The following is a 23,778-nucleotide window of genomic DNA, read 5'->3' as shown; positions in this document are numbered from 1 at the left end:
TTAATTGTTTATTCTGTTACGGATCCTGACCGCCAAATTGTACATCACAGGAACCATTACCAATGTCAGGAAGGTGGCTGTAGTAAGTCCGAATATGACGGTCCAGGCCATAGGACCCCAGAAGTCTGCATTGTCTCCTCCGAAATAGATGTTTGGATCCAGATGGTTTAAAAGGCCTGTAAAATCAAAGTTCATTCCCGTGGCCAGTGGCAACAGTCCCAAAACCGTTGTAATTGCGGTCAGCAAAACAGGGCGCAACCTGGTTTTTCCGGCCTTTATCACAGATTTTATCTCATCCGACCTGGATAATCTCTCCTTTTCGGATAGATTTAATTCCAGCTTTTTTTCTTTTCGCACAATGTCGATGTAATCGATTAACACAATTCCATTGTTCACAACAACTCCTGCAAGCGAAACGATTCCGACACCTGTCATCAGGATAACAAAATCCATCTGAAAGGTTCCCAGCCCCATGAAAACACCAATGGTACTCAAAAATACGGTCGCCAGAATTATCACCGGTTTTGCCACTGAGTTGAACTGCGTAATCAGAATCATGGCAATCAGCGCTACCGCAATAAGCAGGGCCTTAAAAAGAAAGTCCGAGGTTTCTTTCTGGTCTTCCTGCTCTCCTGTCATTTTCCATCTGTAGCCCGCCGGTATTTCTTCATTATTCAGGATTTTTTTGATGTCCGCATTAATCTGATTGGCATTATAGCCCTCTATGACGTTGGATGAAAGGGTTACCACCCGTGTGTTGTCTATTCTCTTGATGTCTTCATAAGTAGATCCATAAGTGTAATCGGCCACTGCTGAAATCGGAATGTGATAACTTTGGCCGTCTTTTTCAATTTTTATTTTAAAGTTCATCAATGATGTTACGTCATGACGGAAGCGATCATCCAGTCGTATCATAATATCGTATTCATCTTCTCCGTCTTTGTAGGTGTCGGCTTTTACTCCGTAAAGTGCTGTTCTCAACGCACCGGCAACCATTTGGGTCGAGAGCCCCATTCGACGTACCTTATCCCGGTCTATATGAATTTCCATCTGAGGCTTATTCATATTGATGTCCATCTCCAGGTTCTCAATTCCTTCGATATGACTGTTGTCGATGGTTTTTTTGATTCTGGTGGCCAGATTTACCAGAGGCTCAAAATCGTTTCCTGAAATCTCTATGTTTACAGGCTTTCCAACCGGAGGTCCGTTCTCCTCTTTTTCCACAAAGAATTTGGCACCGGTATAGGTTCTGAGGGTGTCCGACAGCTCCTTCATAATGCGTGAGGTACTGATGCCATCCCGGTATTGATAATCCAGGAAGGTAATGGTCGTGAGCGCTTTGTTGGGGCTTCGGCTGGCCTCGAAAAAGTCTCCCTTTCCGTTTCCTACATTTACTCCCACTGATTGCACAATATGATTGTACGGCTGCAAAGTTGCCTCAATGATTGCCTCTGCCTCGTAAGAGATCTCGTTGGTTTTTTCGATGTCTGTACCCAAAGGCAGTTCCATGGTAATGAATACGGTTTTTGGCTCATTGTCAGGGAAGAAAATGACAAACGGATTTGTTAAACCGTAAAAAATCATTGAAAAGAATAGTAACACAATCATCCCGAAGAATAACCATTTGGAAGTGTTGCGACCCATCGCTTTTATTAGTGTTGCTTCGTACATTTGCTCCAGACGCGGCAAAACTTTATGTTGAAAATTATAGGCACCCGGCTTAAGAATATAAATGTTAAGCAAGGAAATCAAAAGGGGTAATACCATCAGGTTACCCCAAAGGATGCTTCCAAAGAGGTAGCTGATAATGCCAATAAATGCCAGACTTCCCGTAATAATAAAGAGTTTTCGATGATTTTCTTTTCCTTTAGCCGCTTTCTCATGAATCATAAATTGCAAAGCAAAAACCGGATTCAAGACCAATGCCACAAACAGGGAGGAAGCTAACACAATAATCAGGGTAATGGGAAGATACTTCATAAACTCACCCATTATGCCCGGCCAGAAAAGCAGCGGAAAAAAAGCTGCGAGGGTTGTTGCCGTCGAACTGATGATGGGCATGGCAATTTCGCTTACCCCTTTCTGAACTGCTTTAAATCTCGGGTAACCTTCCTCAAAGTGGCGATAGGTGTTTTCCACAGCAACAATGGCGTTGTCCACCAGCATTCCCAATGCCATCAGTAAAGCAAACAGAATCATGGTGTTGATGGTATATCCGGTCTCTCCCAATATCAGAAAAGATATAAACATCGACATGGGGATTGCAAGACCTGTAAAGATGGCATTCCGCAGTCCCATGAACAGGTAAAGTACCACCATGACAAACAGCATCCCCATAATGATGGAGTTCTCCAGATTGCTTATCTGGTCACGGATATAGACGGATTGGTCGTCGGTAATGGTAATGTTCAGGTCCTGAGGCAGTGTGTTGTCAACTTGTTTTTTGTTGATGATGGAAAAGATTTTATCTGTGGCATCCAACAGATTTTCGCCCCCCTTTTTTACTATTGACAGCGTCACAACCGGTTGCTTGTTTAGCCTTGAAATGGAGGAGCGCTCCTCAAACCCGTCTATGATTCGGGCGATATCTCTGAGATATACAACCTTACCCGCTTCACTTTTTACGATGGTATTGCGGATGTCGTCCATATTCTTGTAATCCGCTTCTGTTCGTACTGCACGACGGGTGCCGTCAACAATGATTTCACCGGCTCCAATGGTTACATTTTCAGTCATCAGAGCAAATTCAATATCGCTGAATTGAAGATTCGTGTTTTCCAGTTTCCGGGGATCTACATGAACCTTTATTTCCCGCTCATCCACTCCTTTTATGTCAGCTTCACGAATTTCACGAAGCGATTCAAATTCCTCCTGGAGGTCCTCGGCGAATTTTTTCAGTTCATAAATGCTGTAATCTCCCGAAAGATTGATGTTAAGAACCGGAAATTCCGAGAAATCCAGGTCTTCCGTAATGGGATCGGTTTCCAGATCATCCGGCAGTTCACTTTTTGCTTTGTCAACCTGATCTTTGGTGTCCTGAAGTGCTTTCTGAACCTCCACATCAGTTTCAAATTCCAACAGAATAAGACTCATATCCTGATAAGATGCGGAGGACATCTCTTTGACTCCTGTGAGATTCTTGAGCTCTTTTTCGATTGGGCGGGTTACTAAATTTTCTATGTCAAGGGGGCTGTTTCCCGGGTAAGGGGTTGAGACCATTATGTATGGGACAACAATCTCGGGAAACAGTTCCCGTTGCATGCTGTTATACGACATCAGTCCTGCGACGAACAAAAAGACTGTAAGTATGAAAATGGTGTTTTTGTTTTTCAGCGCGGCAACGGTAGGACCAAATTTTCTTTCCACCTTTTTATCGCTGTCGCTGTCGGTATATTGATTCATCCGTATAAAATTTATTAATTAAGGTCGTATGGAGCTCGCATGTAAGAACTTATACATGTTCTTTTGAGGCAATCAATGCCATGCTCGTTTCGTTAGTGTAAAATTTGATTATAAAAGTTTAATGGAACTCGTGTTTTCTTTATACTACCCTTTCCCCGACTTATCGGGACAGGTAGTGACAACCATGAGAAACAAAAGCTGCATACTTGTTTCATCGGGACTGTGACTTATACAAAGCCTAATTGATATTAAGAGCAGAACCATTGGTAACCTGTGCAAATCCTTTTGTGATTATTTTTGTTCCTTCCATCAGACCATTGGTAACCACCGTATTATTGTTGTCTTTAATGCCGGTGGTAATGTATCTTTTTTCGGCTCTGGAAATGTCGTTTTCATCCGTCGAAACAACGAATAAGAATTCTCCATTGAAGTCTTTCTTCACCAGAATAGATGGAACTACCAATGCATCCGGGATGTGTGAGATTCGCATGCGCATTTCACCCATCAGGTTTGGTTGAAGGCTCAGATCATTGTTTTTAAGGTCTGCCCTTATGGAAAAAGTTCTGCTATCGGGGTCAATTACAGCTGAGGTTCTGAAAATAGTTGCTTTTTTGAGAATTCCCGGGACCGGGAAAAATACATCTACAGAATCGCCCTGATTGATTTTGTTCAAATATTCCTCGGAGACATCAGCTGTAATGTAGATCTCTTCCAGATTTACGATTCGGGCGAATGGAATTGCTGGTCCCGCCATTTCGCCTTGCTTCTGCAACAAATCATCGACTACTCCTGAAATGGGAGCTTTCACAAGCGCCATATCCATCTGAGCTTCCAGTCCCTGGAGTTTTTTCTGAAGCGCCATCATGTTTGATTCAGCCTGGAGCAGCTCCACTTCACTGCCGATATTTTGTTCCCAAAGTTTCTCTCTTCTTTGAAACAGAGTTGTGGCCAGTTGAAGGTTTACTTTTATCTCCTCTATGGATTGCCGGATCGATTCGGTATTAAGTTTGGCGAGTATCTGCCCTTTTTTTACATCATCCCCCTCTTTTATCAGAATGGACTGAATGATGCCCGCAGTTTCGGGGCTTACAATAATATTCTGGTCGGTGGATACAATACCTGATGCCTCAATAAATTGTTCGAAATTGACAGGTTGAAGGGCTGAAATCTCTACGTTTACTGCATTTGCAGGCGTTCCGGAATTCAGTTCGGCCTCCAGATCAACAATTTTCGCCTTTAGGTCGTTTAGTTCTCTTCGATAATTTTCGAGTTGTTCTTTTTTCATTTCCTGTTCATCGGCGGGAGCATTTGCACTGCATCCTTCCGCGAGGATGGCTGAAATCAAAAGGGATAAAAGAATGAATAATCGTATCATGGTGTCTTTTTTTGAATGGTGTATTAATCATCAGAGTTTTCCGGTTGCTTTCAGATAAGCATTTCGGAAGTTAAGTACTGCCAGGGCTGCCCTGACGTGGTTTATCTGTGCCTGAATGTACTGACCTTGTTGTTGGGTCAGTTCAAAGCTTCCTGTCATTCCGTTAGAGAATCTGGTTTTTGTTTTTTCATAAATGTCAAGGGCCAGCACCTTACTTTCCGACGCAATTTCATATTGATCGATGGCACTGTTGTAATCTGTTAAGGCCGTTAATCCACTGGTTTTTATCTGTTGCATGGTTTGAGTTCTGATGTTTTTGCTTTTTTCCCATGCCAGTTTTTGTTGCATTGCCTGTGCATTGCGCATTCCGGAGGAGAAGATGGGGACTGAAACGGATAAGCCCACAAACTGAGCCTTGTACCATTCGTCGCCAAAGATGTTCCATTCATCTCCGTAACCTGTTTTCTGATAGGTATAGAATGCGTTGATTTTGGGTAAATACTGAACTCTTAGGTTTTTAAGTTGCAGCTTTTCGCTCTTTACGTTGGTGGAGGCCAGCTTGAAATCAATATGTTCCTCCGGCGACCACCCTGATTTCTTAACCTCCCCACTGATGGCCTCCTGTGAAAGAGCCGCAAAATCTTCGGTTAGTTTTATTGGCTGGTTTTCATTCAGCCCCATGGAGAAACGCAACACAGCCATGGCCACCTCCTGGTTTCGTTTGATTTCCAAAATCTGTTTTTCAGATTCGCGAACCATCAACTTCAGCTGGGATACATCCATGGATTCCCGGAAGCCACTTTCGTAAAGAGCCTCTGTTTCCTGAAGTAAAGCTTTGTTGACCTCCAGATTTTCATTAAACGCCTTTATGTTTTCTTCAGCCGACAGCACCAGATAACATGCTTTGGCCACTGCATCACGGACCTCAATCTCTGTTTTGGTGGCCTGATGGCGGGTTAAATCCAGAAATACCTGAGTGGCTTGCAGCCCAACGAAGTAGGATCCGTTGAAAATCATCTGAGACACCGAGAGGGAATAGCTTCCGTCGTAGGCTGTTCCAAATGAAACAGGAATTTTATCTCCGGATCCAATTCCGGGTGGGCGCATATCTTCGGGGATAATTTCTGCAGGAAGTAAACTTACAGGTACATCAATGGAATGATTGTACTGCGCTGAAAAATCAACTTGAGGCAGACCTGAAGCGATGGTTTCCCAGATTTTTTTCTTTGCCGACGCTACATCATATTCCGAATTTATCTTTTCATAGGCATGGACTGATGCATATTCTATAGCCTGTTCTAAAGTAAATGACAGAGTATCCCCGGTTTGAGCCTCAATGGTTGTTGTTGAGGCCCAGAGGCAAAAAGCATACAGCAGCCCTCTCAATTTTATGTTTCCTGGCTTCATTTGTTAATAGTTTATCTAAGTTTTGATAGGATGGAACTCGTTTCATCCGTTGTATGGTAACCTGCTTTATATATAAGGCAGGTAAGATGTAAACAGGCTGAAGGCCTGATAGCAATAGCCCGGGGCTATTGCTTAAAGACCTTCGGCTTCTAAAAACGCGATAACATTATGTATTTCTGGCCTTGATTTTCGGAATTTCTTAATTCCTGTTTTGGCCGAGAATAGTTTCCGGTTCTGAAATAATTATCAAAGATAATCAGGCAACGTATGTGTAAACCGGGAAAACCAGGTAAGTCCTTTGAGTTTCCGGTAAAGGCACGAAAATGATCGGTAAGCGGAGGCTGTCAGTCACAACTATTCGTTCATTCATAAAGAAAACTTGATAATTCATTGAATTTGGGGCACTTTAACAGTGTTTTTCCCGTTAGAAGAGACTGTAGGTCCTCATTTCTGGTTTGTTATGATAAGAAAGCTTCTTTTTCTGTTGTTTTTCGGGCTGTTTCTGTTTGGCGGATACAGTCAGGCACAGATATGGCCTTTCCGAAAGCGCAGTCAGGCAGAGAAAGCCACAGAGGATTACCAGAAGCGAAAAAGAGAAGCCGGAGAGGGCAATCTTTTCAACCGGTTGCAAACTACCGATCCCAATCGGACTGACCTTAGGGATGATCATATCTGGAGTGGGGGAACTGCAGCCACATCTTATTCTAACGCAGGAAATGTAAGTTTGGCATCAGCCTCCCGTTACGGAGTCAGTCAGGGGCTGGAGTTGCAAACTTGGCTGGGACTGGATTACTGGATTCCCAATCTCTTTTTAAAACATGAAATATCCAGAGGTGATATCTGGGTTTCTTCTCTTCATGGGGCTTATTCATCCTGGCCCGGCTTGAAACAGGTTTATGAGAAAGGTGGATCTTTCCCGGCCGATTCGCTCACCGGCGTACCTTTAACCATTTCTGTCAAAAACCAATTGATGGTAAGTAAACCCTTCTACGATGTGATGGATTGTAATCCACATCAGCCTTTTTTGGTTGTGACAGGCTTTCTTGCCCTCGATTATGGATTTGCTTTTACTGATGAAGAGATATATATTGAAGAAAAACATTTGATTACTCCAAGGAGCATCGCTTATGCCGGAAAAGGACTTTACGGAACTTTGGGGGTAAGGGGTGATTGGCGAATCAACCCGGTTTTGTATGCCCGTGGTGAGCTAAGAGGACTGGCAGGTAACTTTGCTTCAGGAGTGGCGATTGAGCAACAATCGTCGGTGGAATATTTTCCTTTCCGGAATTTATCGCTTTCTGGAGGGTATGTTGTTGGTATGGGGCGGTTTGGAGAAAGGTTTTTTTCTTTGTGGCCATTTTTTGATTTTTCCCTTTATTTTGGAAAAAAGCAGGGCCGAAAGCGGGGTTTATTTGAGCAAACCATGTTTTAACAGATTGTATTAACAAAGCTTAAAGCGGCATTTGACAAAGCAAAAATCCCTGTTTTTTCCTAAATTCGCATCATTTTTGGGTATAAACTTCAGGTAATTTGTTGATATATGTGGATTCGTATCGCCAGTTTTATTCTACGAAACCGGCTCCCTATTCTAATTGTTTTGGGTCTTATAACGGCGTTTATGGGCTTCCAGTCGCGAAAGATAGAGATGTCTTATCAGTATGCACCCCTGTTGCCGGAAGATGATCCGGTTTACGAAGAATATGAGGCCTTTGCAAAACAGTTTGGGAATGAGGGGAACCTGATTGTACTGGGTGTTCAGGATACCTCTTTTTTCGAATCCGGGCATTTTCATAACTGGCAGCAACTTTCTCAAAATATTGAAAACATCGAAGGCGTTACCTCTGTGCTTTCAGCTTCTGATTCTTACCGGTTGATTCGCGATCAAATAAACAGAAAATTTACTGTGCAATCTGTATTTCAGGAATCACCGGAACAGGAGACACTTGATTCGCTAAAAAATATTTTTGACCGTTTACCCTTTTATGAAGGGCTGCTCTATAATCCTGAAACGGATGCTTATCTGTTGGGAATTACTCTGGATAAGGAAGTGCTGGAAAGTCCCGCCCGGGTGGCTTTGATTGATTCCATAAAAGAGCAGGGCCACGTTTATGAGCAGATTACCAATAACCAACTGCACTATTCCGGTTTGCCTTTTATTCGTGTCGAAACCGCCGAGATGATCAAGAAAGAGTTGAATATGTTTATCTGGCTGGCTCTTGGCATCACCGCAATCATCATCTTTCTGTTTTTCCGTTCTTTCAAAGTCACCATTTTTTCAATGCTGGTGGTGGGTGTTGCAGTTATCTGGGCCCTCGGTTGGCAGGGGATTATGGGATTCAAAGTAACAATCCTGACGGGGATGATTCCACCGTTGATTATTGTCATTGGCATCCCCAATTCGGTATTTCTTCTTAATAAGTTCCATCATGAATTCCGAAATCACGGAAATAAAATAAAATCCCTGCAGCGGGTTATCCGAAAAATAGGAAACGCAACTTTTTTAACGAACCTGACTACTGCCAGTGGGTTTGCTACCTTTATTTTTACCAGTAGTGACCTGTTAATAGAGTTTGGAATCATGGCTGCCATTAATATTATGATGGTTTTTGTGCTGTCATTATTGATGATTCCTATTATTTTTAGTTTTCTGGATGATCCCAAGGAGCGTCATGTTCAGCATCTTGATCGGCCGTTTTTTGAGAAAATCATTAATAAGCTGGTTCATATTTCTTTGAGACATAAGAAAATTGTTTTTCTGGGGACAATCGGATTGTTGATTTTTGGCGGGTTCGGTATTTCAAATATGAAAACAACCGGCTTTATGCTTGATGATGTGCCTCATGATCACCAGTTGTACCGTGATCTCAAATTCTTTGAAACACATTTTAGCGGATTGATGCCTTTGGAGATTATGATTGACACAAAAAAACCCAAGGCAGTAATTGCGCAGAGTACGCTTCAGAAAATGGATCGGCTCCAGGAGAAATTGCAGGAGTTTCCGGAACTTTCTCAGGGGCTGTCTTTGCTGAATGTTGTGAAGTTTTCCCGTCAGGCCTATTATAATGAGAATCCGGCTTATTACAGTATCCCCGGAGCCATGGACCGGAACTTTATTCTCTCTTATCTGCCCCGGGGTGGAAGTACCGGTGCCGGAATCGTGAGCTCTTTTGTTGACTCCACTCAGCAGAAGGCCAGAATCAGCTTTAGAATGGCAGACGTGGGAACCACAAGGATGTTGGAACTCGATCAGGAAATCAGGGCTGTTGTGGATTCTGTCTTTCCGCCTGCCGCCTATGACACATCTGTAACCGGTTCCAGCGTGGTGTTTTTTAAAGGGACAGATTATCTGATCCGAAATCTCTTTATCAGTCTTGGCCTGGCCGTTTTACTCATCGCTACTTTTATGGCCTGGATGTTTCGGTCGAAAAGGATGGTTGTGGTTTCGTTGTTTCCCAACCTGGTGCCTTTGATCACAACTGCGGCTTTAATGGGGTTTTTTGAGATTCCTATCAAGCCCTCTACAATACTGGTATTTAGTATTGCATTTGGTATATCAGTGGATGACACGATTCACTTTCTGGCCAAATACCGGCAGGAGCTGGGACAAACAAACTGGAGTATCCGGGCCGCTACTGTCCTGGCTTTGAAAGAAACCGGGTGAAGTATGATTTACACTTCTATCATTCTTTTCTTCGGATTTGGTATATTTACAGTGTCAGGATTCGGAGGAACTGTTGCTTTGGGAGCCCTGGTGGCTTTTACCCTTTTGGTGGCGCTTTTCTCCAATCTTATTTTGCTTCCTTCATTGTTGTTGGGACTGGAGCGATTGATCACCAATGAATCGTTTAAGGAACCAATGTTGACCATTTACAATGAGGAAGAGGACATTGATTACGATGAACTGAAAATAGATCAGAATTCCGGGAAATCCCATAAATCAGAGGATTCGGAGCCTACTCAAAATTAGGATACTATGCCCAAAATTGAAGAATTCCGCCAGATCATTGAAGATCAGATAAGAATGCTGGATCGTCCCGTCAGGCCCGAAGGGCTTTATGATCCGGTCAAATATGTACTTTCTTTGGGAGGGAAAAGGTTAAGACCTGCTCTCTGTCTTACATCAGCTGCTCTTTTCGGAGACTATTCGGCTGCTGTGCTTCCGGCAATCGGTCTTGAGGTGTTTCATAATTTTACGCTTCTTCATGACGACATCATGGATCAGTCTTCAGTGCGCCGGAATCAACCAACGGTGCATGAAAAATGGGACAACAACACGGCTATTCTGTCGGGTGATGTAATGTTGATAAAAGCTTACGAACTGATGGCAAAGAGCCCTGTTGGTGTGCTTCCCCAGGTTCTTGAGGTTTTCAATAAAACGGCCACCGAGGTGTGTGAGGGACAGCAATTCGACATGGATTTTGAGAAGACCACCGATGTTACCGAGGAGGGATATTTGGATATGATCCGTTTAAAAACCGCGGTGCTGATTGGTGCGAGCCTTAAGATAGGAGGCATTCTGGGTGGCGGAAGCCTGCGTGATTGCAGTCTGCTCTATAAATTCGGACAGGATATCGGTATGGCTTTTCAGCTGCAGGACGACTGGCTGGATGTTTATGGAAACCAGGAAGCCTTCGGAAAACGAATTGGAAATGATATCCTTACCAATAAAAAAACCTTTTTGCTGATTACCGCTCTCAACAGATTAGAAAATGATTCAAAAAAGGAACTTTTGAGTTGGTTGGAACGTAAGGAGTATTTAGCGGAAGATAAAATTGCCGCTGTGACTCATCTTTTCGATGAAGCCGAAGTTTCTGATTTAACCCGCAAAAAACGTGATGAATTCTTCTTCAGGGCGCTTGAAAACCTTGAAAAATTGGGGGGAAATAAGGATATCAAAAACGAACTTCAGACTTTTGCTCATGATTTGATGGCCAGAGCACGGTAATATCTCCGTTTTTTTGATTAAATTCGGTTGAAAATAAATGTGTTTACCATGTCGCAAATCAAAGGTAAAATAGCACAGGTAATCGGACCTGTGGTGGATGTGAACTTTGAACAACAAATAGAGCATCTTCCAAAAATTAACGAAGCACTTGAAATTGAAAGGGACAATGGAGATGTGTTGATTCTGGAATGTCAACAGCACATTGGAGAACATGCAGTGCGTTGTATTGCGATGGATTCAACCGACGGACTCAAGCGCGGGATGGATGTGATCTCCAAAGGAGAAGCAATTTCCATGCCTTCCGGAGACAATGTGAAAGGCCGCCTTATGAATGTGGTGGGAAATGCCATCGACGGGCTTCCGGAGATTAAAACTGCCGACCGCAGTCCTATTCACAAGCCTGCGCCTGAATACGCGACGCTCTCTACCGAAACAGAAATTCTTTTTACCGGAATCAAAGTAATCGATTTGATTGAACCTTATGCCAAAGGAGGTAAAATTGGTCTTTTTGGAGGTGCCGGTGTTGGGAAAACTGTTTTGATTCAGGAACTTATTAATAATATTGCCAAAGGTTATAGCGGCTACTCTGTTTTTGGTGGTGTCGGGGAACGTACACGTGAAGGAAATGACCTGCTCCGGGAGATGGTTGAAGCAGGAATTGTTGATTATGGTGATGGATTTAAAAAGAGTCTCGAAAAAGGGGACTGGGACATCGATAAAGTGGACCAGGAAGCGCTGAAGAATTCACAGGTTTCGATGGTGTTCGGGCAGATGAATGAGCCTCCCGGGGCAAGGGCCAGAGTTGCTCTGTCGGCCCTTACCATTGCAGAAACTTTTAGAGACCGTGGCAAGACCGATGGCGGTGGCAGTGACGTGTTGCTTTTTATCGATAATATTTTCAGATTTACTCAGGCAGGATCCGAAGTATCTGCCCTTTTGGGGAGGATGCCTTCAGCTGTAGGTTATCAGCCCACCCTTTCATCCGAGATGGGCGCCCTGCAGGAGCGAATTACTTCTACCAATACAGGTTCCATCACCTCTGTGCAAGCGGTTTATGTGCCTGCGGATGACCTGACTGACCCCGCACCTGCAACCACTTTTACGCACCTGGATGCTACTACCGTGCTCAGTCGTAAAATTGCTGAGTTGGGTATCTATCCCGCGGTGGATCCGCTCGACTCCACCTCACGTATTTTATCTCCTGAGATTGTGGGAGAGAAACACTATCAGACGGCTCAAAGAGTTAAAGAGATTCTTCAACGATACAAGGAACTTCAGGATATTATTGCCATTCTTGGAATGGAAGAACTTTCGGAAGAAGACAAGCTTGTGGTGGCCAGGGCCCGAAGGGTTCAGCGATTCTTGTCGCAACCTTTCCACGTGGCCGAGCAATTTACCGGTATTAAAGGACAGCTGGTTTCCATCGAAGATACCATCAAAGGATTTAATATGATTTTGGACGGAGAGACTGATAAGTATCCCGAAGCTGCCTTCAACCTCGTAGGAACCATTGAACAAGCCATCGAAAAAGGAGAAAAACTGCTCAAAGAAGCCAAACAGAAGTAATGGAAGATCTCTATCTTGAAATAATAACCCCGGAGAAAATTCTCTACGATGGGCACGTCGGAATGGTTGAAGTTCCGGGGGCCTCAGGCCGTTTTGTGCTGTTGCGCGATCATGCCCCCATTATTTCAACCCTTGTTCGGGGATTCGTTCGGGTAATCGGAAAAGACGGGTATGACCACTCTTTTAAATGTAAGCAGGGCGTGGTGGAGTGTCACGATAACCACGCAGTTGTGCTTATGGATGAAATGCCTGATGAGAACAAGGCTGATCTGTAATATCTTGTCATAAAATAGTTTTAGTTGCCATAACCAGAATTCCCCCATATCATAAGAATATTTCTTTCCTTGGGAGAGATTAAGGGAGGCTTTTTATTTTTTCATGACTGATTTCCTGTTTTTTGTCCGCGGTTTCCCTATTTTTGTCAAATATTATTCAGAAAGTATTAACAGAAAGTATTTTCCCGAGCTGATTGTTCCTGGGAAATAGATTTCAAAAACGAAGCAAAGATGACTTTTAGCGAAACCTGCAACAAGATTTTTATTCAGACCACAGAGCACTATCATAAGTTCGACAATGTGGATGCTACCCCTGAAAATCCTTATGAAGAGGGAACTATTGAGGACTTGCTTTTTAGAAAAAACTGGATTGATGCTGTTCAGTGGCACCTGGAAGATATTATCCGCGATCCGGAAATTCAGCCCGATGAAGCTTTGAAAATTAAGCGTCGTATCGATAGCTCCAACCAGGACAGGACTGATTTGGTTGAGTCTATTGATGACTTCTTCATGGATAAATATAAAGATGTAAAGATTGCTTCGGATGCAACGATCAATACGGAAAGTCCTGCATGGGCCATTGACCGTCTTTCTATTCTCGCACTCAAAATTTACCATATGGAACAGGAGGTTACCCGTACTGACGCCTCTCCTGAACATTTGGAAAAATGTAACCTCAAACTTTCTGTACTTCTTCAGCAGCGTGAGGATTTGAGCACTGCCATCGATCAATTGATTGCTGATATTGAAGCAGGGAAAAAATACATGAAGACTTACAAGCAGATGAAGATGTACAACGATCCTGCATTGAACCCCATTTTGTACAAAAACAAGAAATAGGTTTTGAAAAAAAGAATTCTTGTTTTTCGTTTCAGCGCGCTGGGCGATGTGGCTATGACCGTTCCTGTTTTGTGGTCGTTTCTGGAGAAATATCCCGAACATGAGATTTGGTTTGCGTCCCGACCTTTTGCTAAGGATTTGGTAGCTCCTTTGCCCCGCGTTCATTTTTTTCCTGTTGATTTAAAGAAGAAGCATAAAGGATTGCCCGGACTTTTTCGTCTGTTCAGGGAATTAAAGAAGAGTGGTCCGTGGGATGCAGTGGTCGATTTGCATAGCGTCTTGCGCACCCATGTGCTGACATCTTTGTTTGTAATCACAGGAACGAAAGTTGCCAAAATCGATAAAGGTCGTGATGAAAAAAAGAAGCTGACCAGGAAAGAGAATAAGGTTTTTAAACCTCTGCCATCTACAGTGGAACGTTATCAGCAGACCTTTGACAGGGCTGGATTTCCTTTTGAATTGCAAAAATTCCCCGGAAAAACATTATACGGAAAAGACCGGGTGAACTCAGAAAGTCCCCCCTGGGGGGATTTAGGGGGCCCTCCTCTTCTTGTCGGCATAGCCCCTTTTGCCAAACATCAATGGAAAATGTGGCCCGAAGAGAAAATGCTGGAGTTGCTGAAGCTTCTGGATGCCAAAGGCATTTCTGTAATTCTTTTTGGTGGTCCCGGAGCGGAGCAGAAAAAGCTGGAGGGATGGGTCGCAGACCTCAAGACAGCTCAAACCTTTGCGGGAAAGTTAACAATGTCAGAAGAGCTGGAGTTGATGTATAAACTGGACGTTATGGTATCCATGGATTCGGCCAATATGCATTTGGCAAGTCTGTCAGGAACCAGGGTGATTAGCATTTGGGGGGCAACACACCCTTATGCCGGATTTATGGGGTACGGACAATCACAGAAGGATGCTGTACAGGTTAATCTGGATTGTCGTCCTTGTTCCGTTTTTGGTAACATACCCTGTCACAGAGGCGATTTTGCCTGCATGGAGCGCATTACAGCTGAACTGGTGTTGGAACGAATTTTAGAAATATAAACGACTGTTGGCCGGGAAATGAAGATTGTATTAATAAATTCCATAGGAAAAAATAAGTGGGGCGGCGGAGAAAAATGGATGGTTATGGCTGCCACCGGACTTATGTCGTTGGGACATAACGTTGTGGTGGTTTGTCGAAAGAATTCGGTTCTTAGCAAAAGAGCAAAAGCAGAAAATCTTACTGTTGAGGAAATTGCTGCCAATTCCGACTTTGACATGGTAGCCTGTTGGAAATTTTGCCGTTTTTTTAAGGAATTTCAGCCTGAGGCGGTTATCGGCTGTCAAAACAAAGACTGGCGGGTGGCATCGGTTGCTTTGAAGGCAATTGGATCAGCTGCTAAGGTCTATAGTCGCCAGGGACTGCAGTTGCTTAAGAACCATTGGTGGTACAAGTGGACTGTAAGGCTTTTTTGTGACGGCATTATCACCAATACACATACCATTAAAAAAGAATACGAATCATTTCTGCCTGTTGAGAAAGACTTTATTAAAGTCATCTTTAACGGAGTGGAGGAGTTAAAAGAGGATGGCGATTCTTTTGATTTTTCTCCCTGGATTTCGTCCAATGTCGATGATCCGGTAATTGTTTTATCTACCGGGCGACTGGCAAAACAAAAAGGGTTTAAATATTTGGTAGAGGCGGCCGGCAAAATTGTTGAAAAGAACAGTAATGTGTATTTTTTCCTGGCGGGTAAAGGAAGGTTGGAGAAGGAGTTAAACAGGCTGATTCGAAAAAACCATCTTGAAGACCACTTCTTCCTGATAGGATTTCAGGAGGACATCTCAGGTTTGCTTCGTGCAGCCGACGTTTTTGTGATTCCATCCTTATATGAGGGAATGCCAAACTCCGTGCTGGAGGCGATGAGTTATAAATTGCCTGTTGTTGCTAGTAATGTGAATGGGGTCAGTGAACTGATTAAAAACGGGAAGAACGGGTTTTCAATAGATAGTGGAGATGTTTCGCAATTGGTTGAAAAGCTTACCTTACTGATTTCTGATGAAAGCAAAAGGAAGGAATTGGGAGAAAAAGGCCATTCTTTTGTTAGGGAGAATTTTTCCATTGACAGAATGGTTAGAGAGTTTGATGGTTTTCTAACAGGTCAGATAAATGAAAATAAAAAGATTGGTCGGATTCCCAATAAAAGCGGATTGTCTTTTGATATGAGGATAGCATACGATGCCAAGCGGGTATATCACAACTTTACCGGTTTGGGAAATTACAGCAGGGATTTGATTCGAATTTTGAAACAGTTTTATCCCGGGAATCAATACCTGCTTTACAATCCCAAAGCTCCCAAGAGGCATGTTTTTGATGCTGATAACAAGCATGTTGTGGAGGTAAGGCCTGAAGGGACTTTTTTTAAACTATTACCTTCTGTATGGCGTCAGTTTAAAATTGTCAATGACCTGAAACGTGATGGGGTTAAGCTTTTTCACGGCCTTTCAGGGGAAATTCCAACCGGGCTTAAGCAACATGGTATAAAAAGCATGGTTACTGTTCATGACCTTATCTTTTTGCGTTTTCCAAAGTTTTATTCCTTTTTTGACAGGAAAATTCACACGGTAAAAGCCAGACACTCTACGAGAAACGCTGATGTAGTGGTGGCCGTTAGTGAGCAAACAAAAAATGATGTGGTAGAATTTTTTGGTGTTGATCCTTCCAAAATCAAGGTCATTTATCAAGGTTGTCAGGACGTTTACAAGCGGGAATTCCCCGCTCATGAAGTTGAAAGGGTTCGAAAGAAATTCAATCTTCCCGAGCAATACCTGCTGAATGTTGGAACTATTGAAGAAAGGAAAAATATTCTTCTGGGTGTGAAAGCCATCAGAGATCTGGACACTCATTTGGCCATAGTTGGTTCTGAAACAGAATATACAAACAGAGTCAAAGAGTATATTCAGCAAAATGGGATGGAAAAGAAGGTGTCTTTTCTCAAAGGAGTGCCCAACGACGAATTGGCAATGCTTTACCAGGGAGCATCAGTGTTTATCTATCCCTCCCTTTTTGAAGGGTTCGGAATTCCCATCATCGAAGCATTGTTTTCAGATATTCCGGTTATTACCTCTAAGGGCGGATGTTTTGGAGAAGCCGGAGGTTCGGGAAGTATATACATTGATCCCTTAAGTGTGGAGGAACTAAAAGATGCGATTGTTCGGCTTCTTACGGATCAGGAACTCAGGGAGAAGATGGTTTTGACGGGGAGAGAGCATGTTAAGAAATTCTCGGATGAGTTTATTGCAGATCAGTATATGTCTTTGTATCGATCATTGTTGTCAGAGAGTTAAAAAAAATTGCTATGAAGGTTTGTGGGTTTACAATTGTCAGAAATGCCATAAAATATGGATACCCTGTAGTTGAGTCCATTGGTTCGGTGCTCCCGGTGTGTGATCAGTTTATTGTAGCTGTTGGGAAATCAGAGGATAATACCTTAGAGTTGATCAGTAGCATTGACTCTCCAAAGATTAAGATTGTTGAAACCGAATGGGATGAATCTTTAGGGGGTGGAGGCCGTGTTTTAGCTGCTGAGACCAATAAGGCAATGGATGCTATCGGAAGTGAGTTTGACTGGTGTTTTTATATTCAGGCGGATGAAGTAATTCACGAAAAGTTCTATCCTGAAATAAAGAATCAGATGAATTTATGGAAGGATGCCCCCGAAGTTGAAGGGCTGTTATTTAAGTATCTACATTTTTGGGGAACCTACGACTATGTTGGTACGAACCGGATGTGGTACCGTAATGAGATAAGAATTGTGAGAAATGATAAATCCATTCGATCATATAAGGATGCACAGGGCTTCAGGAAAAACGACCGGAAGCTGAATGTGAAGCCGATAGATGCTTATGTATATCATTACGGGTGGGTCAGGTCACCTGATACCATCAGAGAGAAGATGAGCAGTTTTCATGCACTTTATCATTCAGGGGAGACACTGAAAGAGAAACAAAAACAATCCGAAGAGTTCGATTACTCTCAGGTTGGCTCTGTACGAAGATTTACCGGGTCTCATCCCCGGGTAATGAAACCGATGATTGAGAAACTGGACTGGCACGTGGATATTGATGTTTCCCGGAAAAATCTGGATTTTAAAGATTACTTATTGTATCTCTTTGAGAAGGCTTTTGGATACAGATTGTTTGAATACAAGAATTATAAAATTCTCAAATAGTGGTAAATAGATCACTGCACTTACCCGATGTTCGGAAAACTCTTTGAAAAGTTTGGGCTGACCGGGATATTACCCGATCATTCGCATTCTCAGGTAAAAGCCGAATGGAGGAATTCTCAATTGAGAAATATTAAACCAGGATTGAACGGGAAGAGCTTGAAACTCTTTTCCTCAATGGAAAGCAGGCTGGATAAAAATGGTCGTTCCGTTATCTCAGAACAGTAAAAGTTTTTCCAAAAGAATGTTTTCCTGAAGGTGGACTAAACATTTAAAAACTCCCGGAGACTTTTTGTAGCGTTATTTATAGAAAAGTTCTGACTGGCATATTCATACCCGTACTCCCCGAAGTCTGATCTTTTCTGTGGGTTTCTGATGAGGTCTATAATGTAATTGGAAAAATCTTTTATATCATAGGGTTCGGTCAGGAAACCGTTTTTCCCATGTTTAACCAATTCCGGATTGGAACTGAGGTTCCATGCTACAATAGGTTTTTTTCTTAACATGGCTTCGGCCAGGACAAATCCAAATCCTTCCCATTTTGAGGTCAGAACAAAAATATCGATGGAATCCATGAAATTATAGATGTTACTTTTAAAACCGAGTAGTACGACGTTCTCCTGAAGGTTATTCTGGCGGATAAGTTTTTCAGTCTGCTCCCTTAAAGGCCCGTCGCCGGCTAAAAGAATTTTAAATGCTGAGGTTGTCTTTTTTAATTCAACGGCTATCTCAATAAGGAGTTCATGCCCTTTCTGAGGTGCAAGTCTCGCTGCATTTCCAATGATAATTTCATTACTGCTGGTTCTAACTTTGTCCGGCAATGGAGGAAGCAAATCTGTATGTAATCCATTATAGATAACTTTGATTTGCGCATGGGGAAACAGGAATGGGTTATTTTGATTTATTGTTTTTTTTGTTGCTTCTGAGTTGGCAATTACATCAGTCAGGATGTGTTTAAATATGAACCGGTTCAGAAAAGTGTTTCTGATCGGTATTGCACTTCCTCTGCGGTAAATTATTCTTCTGACGCCAGCCATTTTTGCTGCAATGCCTGCCGCTTTTATATCTGCAGAGGCATTCATTATGAGGGTGTCCGTCTTCTCTTTTTTGAAGATGCGAAAAAGACGGTACAGTTTAAAAATATTGAGAAAACTAAGATTCCCAATTAATACTTTGTAAAATGGGATGGATGCACTTTTCAGCTTTTCAGCCAGTGCACTTTTTTTGTTTGCAATAAAAAAGAGATTTACTTCTTCAGAAAAGAGCATGGAGGCCATGTCGAAATGCCATTTTTCGCCTCCACCCCAGGATTTTACGGAATTGAAAAAGCATATTTTGGTATCGTTGTTCATAGCTGTTTTTTTACGATAACAGGGAATACCTGTTAAATGGTTATGAGTTGGCTAGTTCTCTTAATCCTAAGGGCGTAAAGGATTCCTGCTTCTCCTTTGTGCTTCTCAATATTTCTAGGTTTTCAGTTTCTGAAACCCGGTCCTGCCGTTCATGTATGAAATGGTACTGAACTACTCGGAATCTTGGACTGAATACTTTCTTTCCTGATAGTCGTAGCCGGTATTCAAGGTCGGTGTCTTCACCGACAAATGGTTTTTCATAGCGCATATCAAAACCATTCACGTCCCAAAGGGCCTTCTTATACAACGAAAAATTAGCGCCCAGTATTCCCCGGTTAAATTTCCCCAGTTTTATATTAAGAGGTTTCATCGGAATGCGAATTCCTTTTTCTACGTCTCTGGTTTTTCCAATGAGGCTGTCCCATAAAAGTCTTAGGAAAAATACAAAAGGTGCCCTTCCCTTAACTTGCTCTTTTAGAAATCTGGGTTTTAATGTTTTGCAAAGATTGACTCTTCTTCCGGCAATTATTGTGTTGGGGGCCTGGAAACACAAATGGTCTTTAACAAAATGGCGATGTGGAATACAATCTCCATCAATAAAAATCAGATATTCTGAAGAGGAGGCTAATATAGCTTTATTTAATATTCTGGTTTTTCGGAATCCTTTATCTTCCTGCCATACGTGCAGCAGAGGAAACGAATGTCTGGTTTTTTCCAGTTGAATTTGACTGACAGCTGTCTTCCCAGAGCCGTCATCGGCAATTATGACTTCAAAGTCAGGCTCTGATTGTTTGTCCAGTGCTTCGAGAACAACGCCTAGGGTTGAAAAATCGTTGTAAAATGAGATAATTATTGATGTTTTGGTCATTACTGCCGGATATTTAATTTTTCTTAAACAGTGTGCAGGGACAAAAATATGAATTGTATTTCGCATTTATAGTAAAATAGAATTCTCTGTGTGAAATTCTCTGATTCAAATCGATTTATGAGTTGAAAGCCAGGGAGGTTTATTTAACGTCGAACGTTTTGTATTTGTTAAGGATTTCCTTCTTTTTCCTTACTTTTGCAGATTCCATACAAAGAATCAATTAAAACGATGAAGAGGTTTTTATATACATTTCTAAAGGTGTGGCTTTTCTGGCTGCTCTTCTTTGCTTTTTTCAGGGCGGTTTTTATTGTGGTCAATTACGGTTATGCCGACAATACGTCCTTACTTACCATATTGGCATCTTTTGGACCCGGGCTTCGAATGGATCTCTCTTTTTCAGGATATTTGATGCTGCTCACGGCCGTAATTCAGGTGGCGTCATTGCTTATTCAACGGAAGTTCTGCAGTAACTGTATTTTGTGGATGCATTACATTCTTATTCCTCTCTTTGCAGGTCTCTTGCTTGGTGATATCAACCTTTTCCGATATTGGGGCGGACATCTAAACAGTGAAGCGGTGTCGTTTTTGGGGACTCCGGGAATTATTCTGAATTCCATTCATTGGTCCGAGGTGTTGGTTTTCTTTGTTGTTCTGGCAGGCGTTTGCTGGGGCTTGATTGTTTTGTTTCGGAAGTTTGTAGTTCAAAAACCATTTGTAGCCGTATTTGAATGGCGGCTTACGGCCATCAATGCCGGAGTTACCCTGTTTCTTGCAGCACTGATGATTGTCCCCATTCGTGGAAGCTTCGGAGTGGCTCCGATCAATACGGGTGCTGCCTATTTTTCCAATTCTTTATTTGCCAACAATGCGGCGGTTAATCCGCTGTGGAACCTGGCCTATTCGATGAAACGAAGTGGCATCGAAGAAGGACAGTACAGGTTTGTCAGTGAGGATGTCGCAGAGGAGCAGTTTGCTGATTTGATGCAACAGTCCGGTGAATTTGAGCCTTTACTCAATACACGACAGCCCGATATTGTGGTTGTTTTATTAGAAGGGTTTTCTGCTCAGGCTATTGAATCACTGGGAGGAGCACCTATTACCAAAAATCTGGAGAAGCTGAAGAAAGAAGGAGTTTTCTTTGATAATATTTTTGCCACCAGCTTCAGATCCGACTATGGTATGGTTGGGGTAATGGCCGGTTATCCCGGCATTCCCGGGTACTCCATCATGCAGTATCCCGATAAGTCCCGGAAACTGAGTTTTATCCCTCAAAAACTGAAGAATGCAGGCTACAACGATTTGAATTTTATTTATGGCGGGGATATGGCTTTTAAAAACCTGAAGTCATTGATTACGCTTGCCGGGTTTGATGATGTGGTGGACATTGATGACTTCCCTGTAGAAAACAGGGGCCAGAAATGGGGAGTGCATGATGAGTTTACTTTCAGGAAATTTGCATCCATGATTGAAGAGTCAGAATCTCCTGCCTTTAATTTCATGTTTACCCTGAGCAGTCATGAACCATTTGATGTGCCTATGGAGCGTGTTTATGAGAATGATTATTTCAATTCGGTACATTACACCGACAGTTGTCTGGGGGAGTTTGTTGACGAAATGAAAGAAAAAAATTTGTGGGACAACTCTCTGATTGTATTGATTGCCGATCATGGTGTTACCGGTCCCGAAAAGTTGGGTTATACGGATGCACGCCGATACCGGATTCCAATGTTGTGGACCGGTGGTGCTTTGGCTGTGCGGGATACGGTAATCAATACGTATGGTTCACAGGCCGATTTGGCTGCCACATTACTTTCGCAGTTGGGCATTGAGACCGGTGATTTTGAATTCAGTAAAAATATTTTGGATAAGGACACCCGGGGGTTTGCTTTTATGCACTATCCCGATGGGTTTGGTTTGGTCAGCCCAAATCAGTTTCAGGTGTTCGATAAGAGTAATTTTACGCCTTTGGTGCTGGATGGTGCAAGAAATGAAGTGGATAGTCTGAAAGCTAAAATTTTTATGCAAAGGGTGGCGACCGATTTTAAAGAAAGAATTAATAATGGGAAGAAATAATCTGAAAAGGAGTGATTTTGAGGTAATGGCACCTGTGGGCTCTTATGAGTCACTGATGGCGGCCATCCAGGGTGGAGCGGATTCTGTATATTTTGGTGCGGAACAATTGAATATGCGTTCCCGGTCATCGAGTAATTTCACAACAGATGATTTGCGGGAGATTGTACGAATTGCTTCAGAATATGATGTAAAGACGTATCTCACTGTCAATACCGTTCTTTATGATAAGGATTTACCGGTGATGCGAAAGCTGATAGATGCTGCAAAAGAGAGCGGAATATCTGCTGTTATTGCGTCCGATCAGGCAGCAATCAATTATGCCAACAGCATAGGTGTTGAGGTTCATATCTCTACGCAGGTCAATATCTCCAATGTGGAAGCCCTGAAGTTTTACAGTCATTTTGCTGATGTGGTGGTGCTGGCCCGTGAGTTGAATATGGATCAGGTCAAAGCTATTTATGAAGCCATAGAAAAAGAACAGATTAAAGGACCTTCAGGTGAGTTGATTCGTATTGAGATGTTTTCGCATGGTGCTTTGTGTATGGCTGTATCAGGGAAGTGTTACCTGAGTCTTCACCAACTCAATTCGTCTGCTAACAGGGGAGGTTGTCTTCAGCCATGCCGACGCAGTTATATCGTTACCGAAAAAGATACCGGTCAGGAACTGGAGGTGGATAATGAATACATCATGTCGCCCAAAGATTTGAAAACCATTCATTTTCTTAATAAAATGATTGATGCCGGCGTGCGGGTGTTTAAAATTGAAGGAAGAGCCCGGGGACCGGAATATGTGAAGACAGTTGTGTCAAGTTATAGCGAAGCTATTAGCTCTGTTCTCGATGGCAGCTATTCGCAGGAGAAAATTGATCAGTGGGATCAGCGGCTGGCGTCTGTCTTTAACCGGGGTTTCTGGGATGGTTATTACCTTGGACAGAAATTGGGGGAATGGAGTGCCAATTACGGATCTTTGGCTACCAGAAAAAAGGTCTATCTCGGAAAAGGAACCAACTATTTTCCTAAAATTGGCGTTGCCGAATTTGTGCTGGAAACCAAAAGCCTTAAAGTGGGTGATGAAATTCTGATTACCGGTCCCACCACCGGTGTGGTGGAGATGACAGTTCCTGAGATTCGTGTGGATTTACAACCTGTGGAAGAGGCCCAAAAAGGTGATCGGCTATCAATCCCGATAAAAGAGAAAATCAGACGATCGGATAAATTATATAAGTGGGTAAGTCCCAAGCATAAATAGTTTCTGTCCATAATGTACCACTTGCGTCCCCGAAGGATCGGGGCAGGCTTTTACGCTTGCCGTCAAAATACTCATTTACGATTAGTAAACTCCGTTTTTGGCGGCTTCTCAAGCCTGGCAATTGGCAATTTCTGACCAGAAACAGCTCTAAGAACAAAATTTGCTTAGTTTATGGACAGAAACTAAATAAACTCAACCCTCAACCCTCAACCCTCAACCCTCAA

The 23,778-nt window shown here is 42.7% G+C and carries 17 protein-coding genes; 12 read left to right on the top strand and 5 right to left on the bottom strand.

Features of this window, described 5'->3' with window-relative positions; genetic code table 11:
- The 3 genes from BY457_RS04510 to BY457_RS04500 all read right to left on the bottom strand — a co-directional run bounded on the left by BY457_RS04510 (position 1) and on the right by BY457_RS04500 (position 6,184).
- Positions 1-3,402 (bottom strand): efflux RND transporter permease subunit, encoded by a 3,402-nt coding sequence (locus BY457_RS04510; protein ID WP_106152117.1) that lies wholly within the window; start codon positions 3,400-3,402, stop codon positions 1-3.
- A 238-nt stretch (positions 3,403-3,640) separates the two neighbouring features.
- Positions 3,641-4,777: an efflux RND transporter periplasmic adaptor subunit gene (locus tag BY457_RS04505; protein ID WP_106152116.1), complete on the bottom strand. Its 1,137-nt coding sequence runs from the start codon at positions 4,775-4,777 to the stop codon at positions 3,641-3,643.
- A gap of 30 nt (positions 4,778-4,807) precedes the next feature.
- Complete coding sequence (locus BY457_RS04500) at positions 4,808-6,184, bottom strand: TolC family protein (RefSeq protein ID WP_106152115.1); 1,377 nt, start codon at positions 6,182-6,184, stop codon at positions 4,808-4,810.
- A gap of 460 nt (positions 6,185-6,644) precedes the next feature.
- On the opposite strand from BY457_RS04500, the gene BY457_RS04495 reads away from it, so the two are divergent.
- From BY457_RS04495 to BY457_RS04450, 10 genes are all read left to right on the top strand, one after another.
- Positions 6,645-7,616 carry a hypothetical protein gene (locus tag BY457_RS04495; protein WP_106152191.1) on the top strand — a complete coding sequence of 324 codons (972 nt, stop codon included), beginning with the start codon at positions 6,645-6,647 and terminating at the stop codon, positions 7,614-7,616.
- A gap of 108 nt (positions 7,617-7,724) precedes the next feature.
- Complete coding sequence (locus tag BY457_RS04490) at positions 7,725-9,845, top strand: efflux RND transporter permease subunit (protein ID WP_258176597.1); 2,121 nt, start codon at positions 7,725-7,727, stop codon at positions 9,843-9,845.
- A gap of 3 nt (positions 9,846-9,848) precedes the next feature.
- Positions 9,849-10,151, top strand: a complete 303-nt coding sequence (locus BY457_RS19200) for a hypothetical protein (RefSeq protein WP_258176596.1) — start codon at positions 9,849-9,851, stop codon at positions 10,149-10,151.
- Between the two features lie 6 nt (positions 10,152-10,157).
- A complete protein-coding gene (locus BY457_RS04485; protein ID WP_106152114.1) occupies positions 10,158-11,129 on the top strand; it encodes a polyprenyl synthetase family protein in 972 nt (323 codons plus the stop codon).
- Positions 11,130-11,177: 48 nt separating this feature from the next.
- On the top strand, positions 11,178-12,695 hold the full coding sequence (gene atpD, locus BY457_RS04480) for a F0F1 ATP synthase subunit beta (RefSeq protein ID WP_106152113.1): 1,518 nt from the start codon (positions 11,178-11,180) through the stop codon (positions 12,693-12,695).
- Positions 12,695-12,970, top strand: a complete 276-nt coding sequence (locus tag BY457_RS04475) for a F0F1 ATP synthase subunit epsilon (RefSeq protein ID WP_106152112.1) — start codon at positions 12,695-12,697, stop codon at positions 12,968-12,970. The genes atpD and BY457_RS04475 overlap by 1 nt, the downstream gene beginning before the upstream one ends.
- A 231-nt stretch (positions 12,971-13,201) precedes the next feature.
- Entirely contained in the window at positions 13,202-13,810 is a 609-nt protein-coding gene (locus BY457_RS04470) for a DUF4254 domain-containing protein (RefSeq protein ID WP_106152111.1), read from the top strand.
- A 3-nt stretch (positions 13,811-13,813) separates the two neighbouring features.
- Positions 13,814-14,845, top strand: a complete 1,032-nt coding sequence (locus BY457_RS04465) for a glycosyltransferase family 9 protein (protein ID WP_106152110.1) — start codon at positions 13,814-13,816, stop codon at positions 14,843-14,845.
- 18 nt (positions 14,846-14,863) lie between these two features.
- Positions 14,864-17,131 (top strand): glycosyltransferase, encoded by a 2,268-nt coding sequence (locus tag BY457_RS19195; RefSeq protein ID WP_258176594.1) that lies wholly within the window; start codon positions 14,864-14,866, stop codon positions 17,129-17,131.
- Between the two features lie 11 nt (positions 17,132-17,142).
- Positions 17,143-18,015 carry a glycosyl transferase gene (locus tag BY457_RS04450; protein WP_106152109.1) on the top strand — a complete coding sequence of 291 codons (873 nt, stop codon included), beginning with the start codon at positions 17,143-17,145 and terminating at the stop codon, positions 18,013-18,015.
- A 260-nt stretch (positions 18,016-18,275) separates the two neighbouring features.
- Here BY457_RS04450 and BY457_RS04440 read toward each other — a convergent pair whose 3' ends face one another.
- Together BY457_RS04440 and BY457_RS04435 are read right to left on the bottom strand one after the other, a co-directional pair.
- Positions 18,276-19,364, bottom strand: coding sequence for a glycosyltransferase (locus BY457_RS04440; protein WP_106152107.1), 1,089 nt, complete (start codon positions 19,362-19,364; stop codon positions 18,276-18,278).
- Between the two features lie 40 nt (positions 19,365-19,404).
- Complete coding sequence (locus BY457_RS04435) at positions 19,405-20,232, bottom strand: glycosyltransferase (RefSeq protein ID WP_181256367.1); 828 nt, start codon at positions 20,230-20,232, stop codon at positions 19,405-19,407.
- Positions 20,233-20,460: 228 nt separating this feature from the next.
- On the opposite strand from BY457_RS04435, the gene BY457_RS04430 reads away from it, so the two are divergent.
- Together BY457_RS04430 and BY457_RS04425 are read left to right on the top strand one after the other, a co-directional pair.
- Positions 20,461-22,305 (top strand): LTA synthase family protein, encoded by a 1,845-nt coding sequence (locus tag BY457_RS04430; protein ID WP_106152105.1) that lies wholly within the window; start codon positions 20,461-20,463, stop codon positions 22,303-22,305.
- A complete protein-coding gene (locus tag BY457_RS04425; RefSeq protein ID WP_106152104.1) occupies positions 22,292-23,554 on the top strand; it encodes a U32 family peptidase in 1,263 nt (420 codons plus the stop codon). The genes BY457_RS04430 and BY457_RS04425 overlap by 14 nt, the downstream gene beginning before the upstream one ends.
- Positions 23,555-23,778 lie beyond the last annotated feature (224 nt).

Origin of the sequence: Marinilabilia salmonicolor (genome assembly GCF_003003035.1) — a bacterium.
In the GTDB taxonomy this organism is placed as follows: domain Bacteria; phylum Bacteroidota; class Bacteroidia; order Bacteroidales; family Marinilabiliaceae; genus Marinilabilia; species Marinilabilia salmonicolor_A.
Note: the sequence above shows the minus strand (reverse complement) of the source record. Positions and strands in the feature narration are given on the sequence as shown.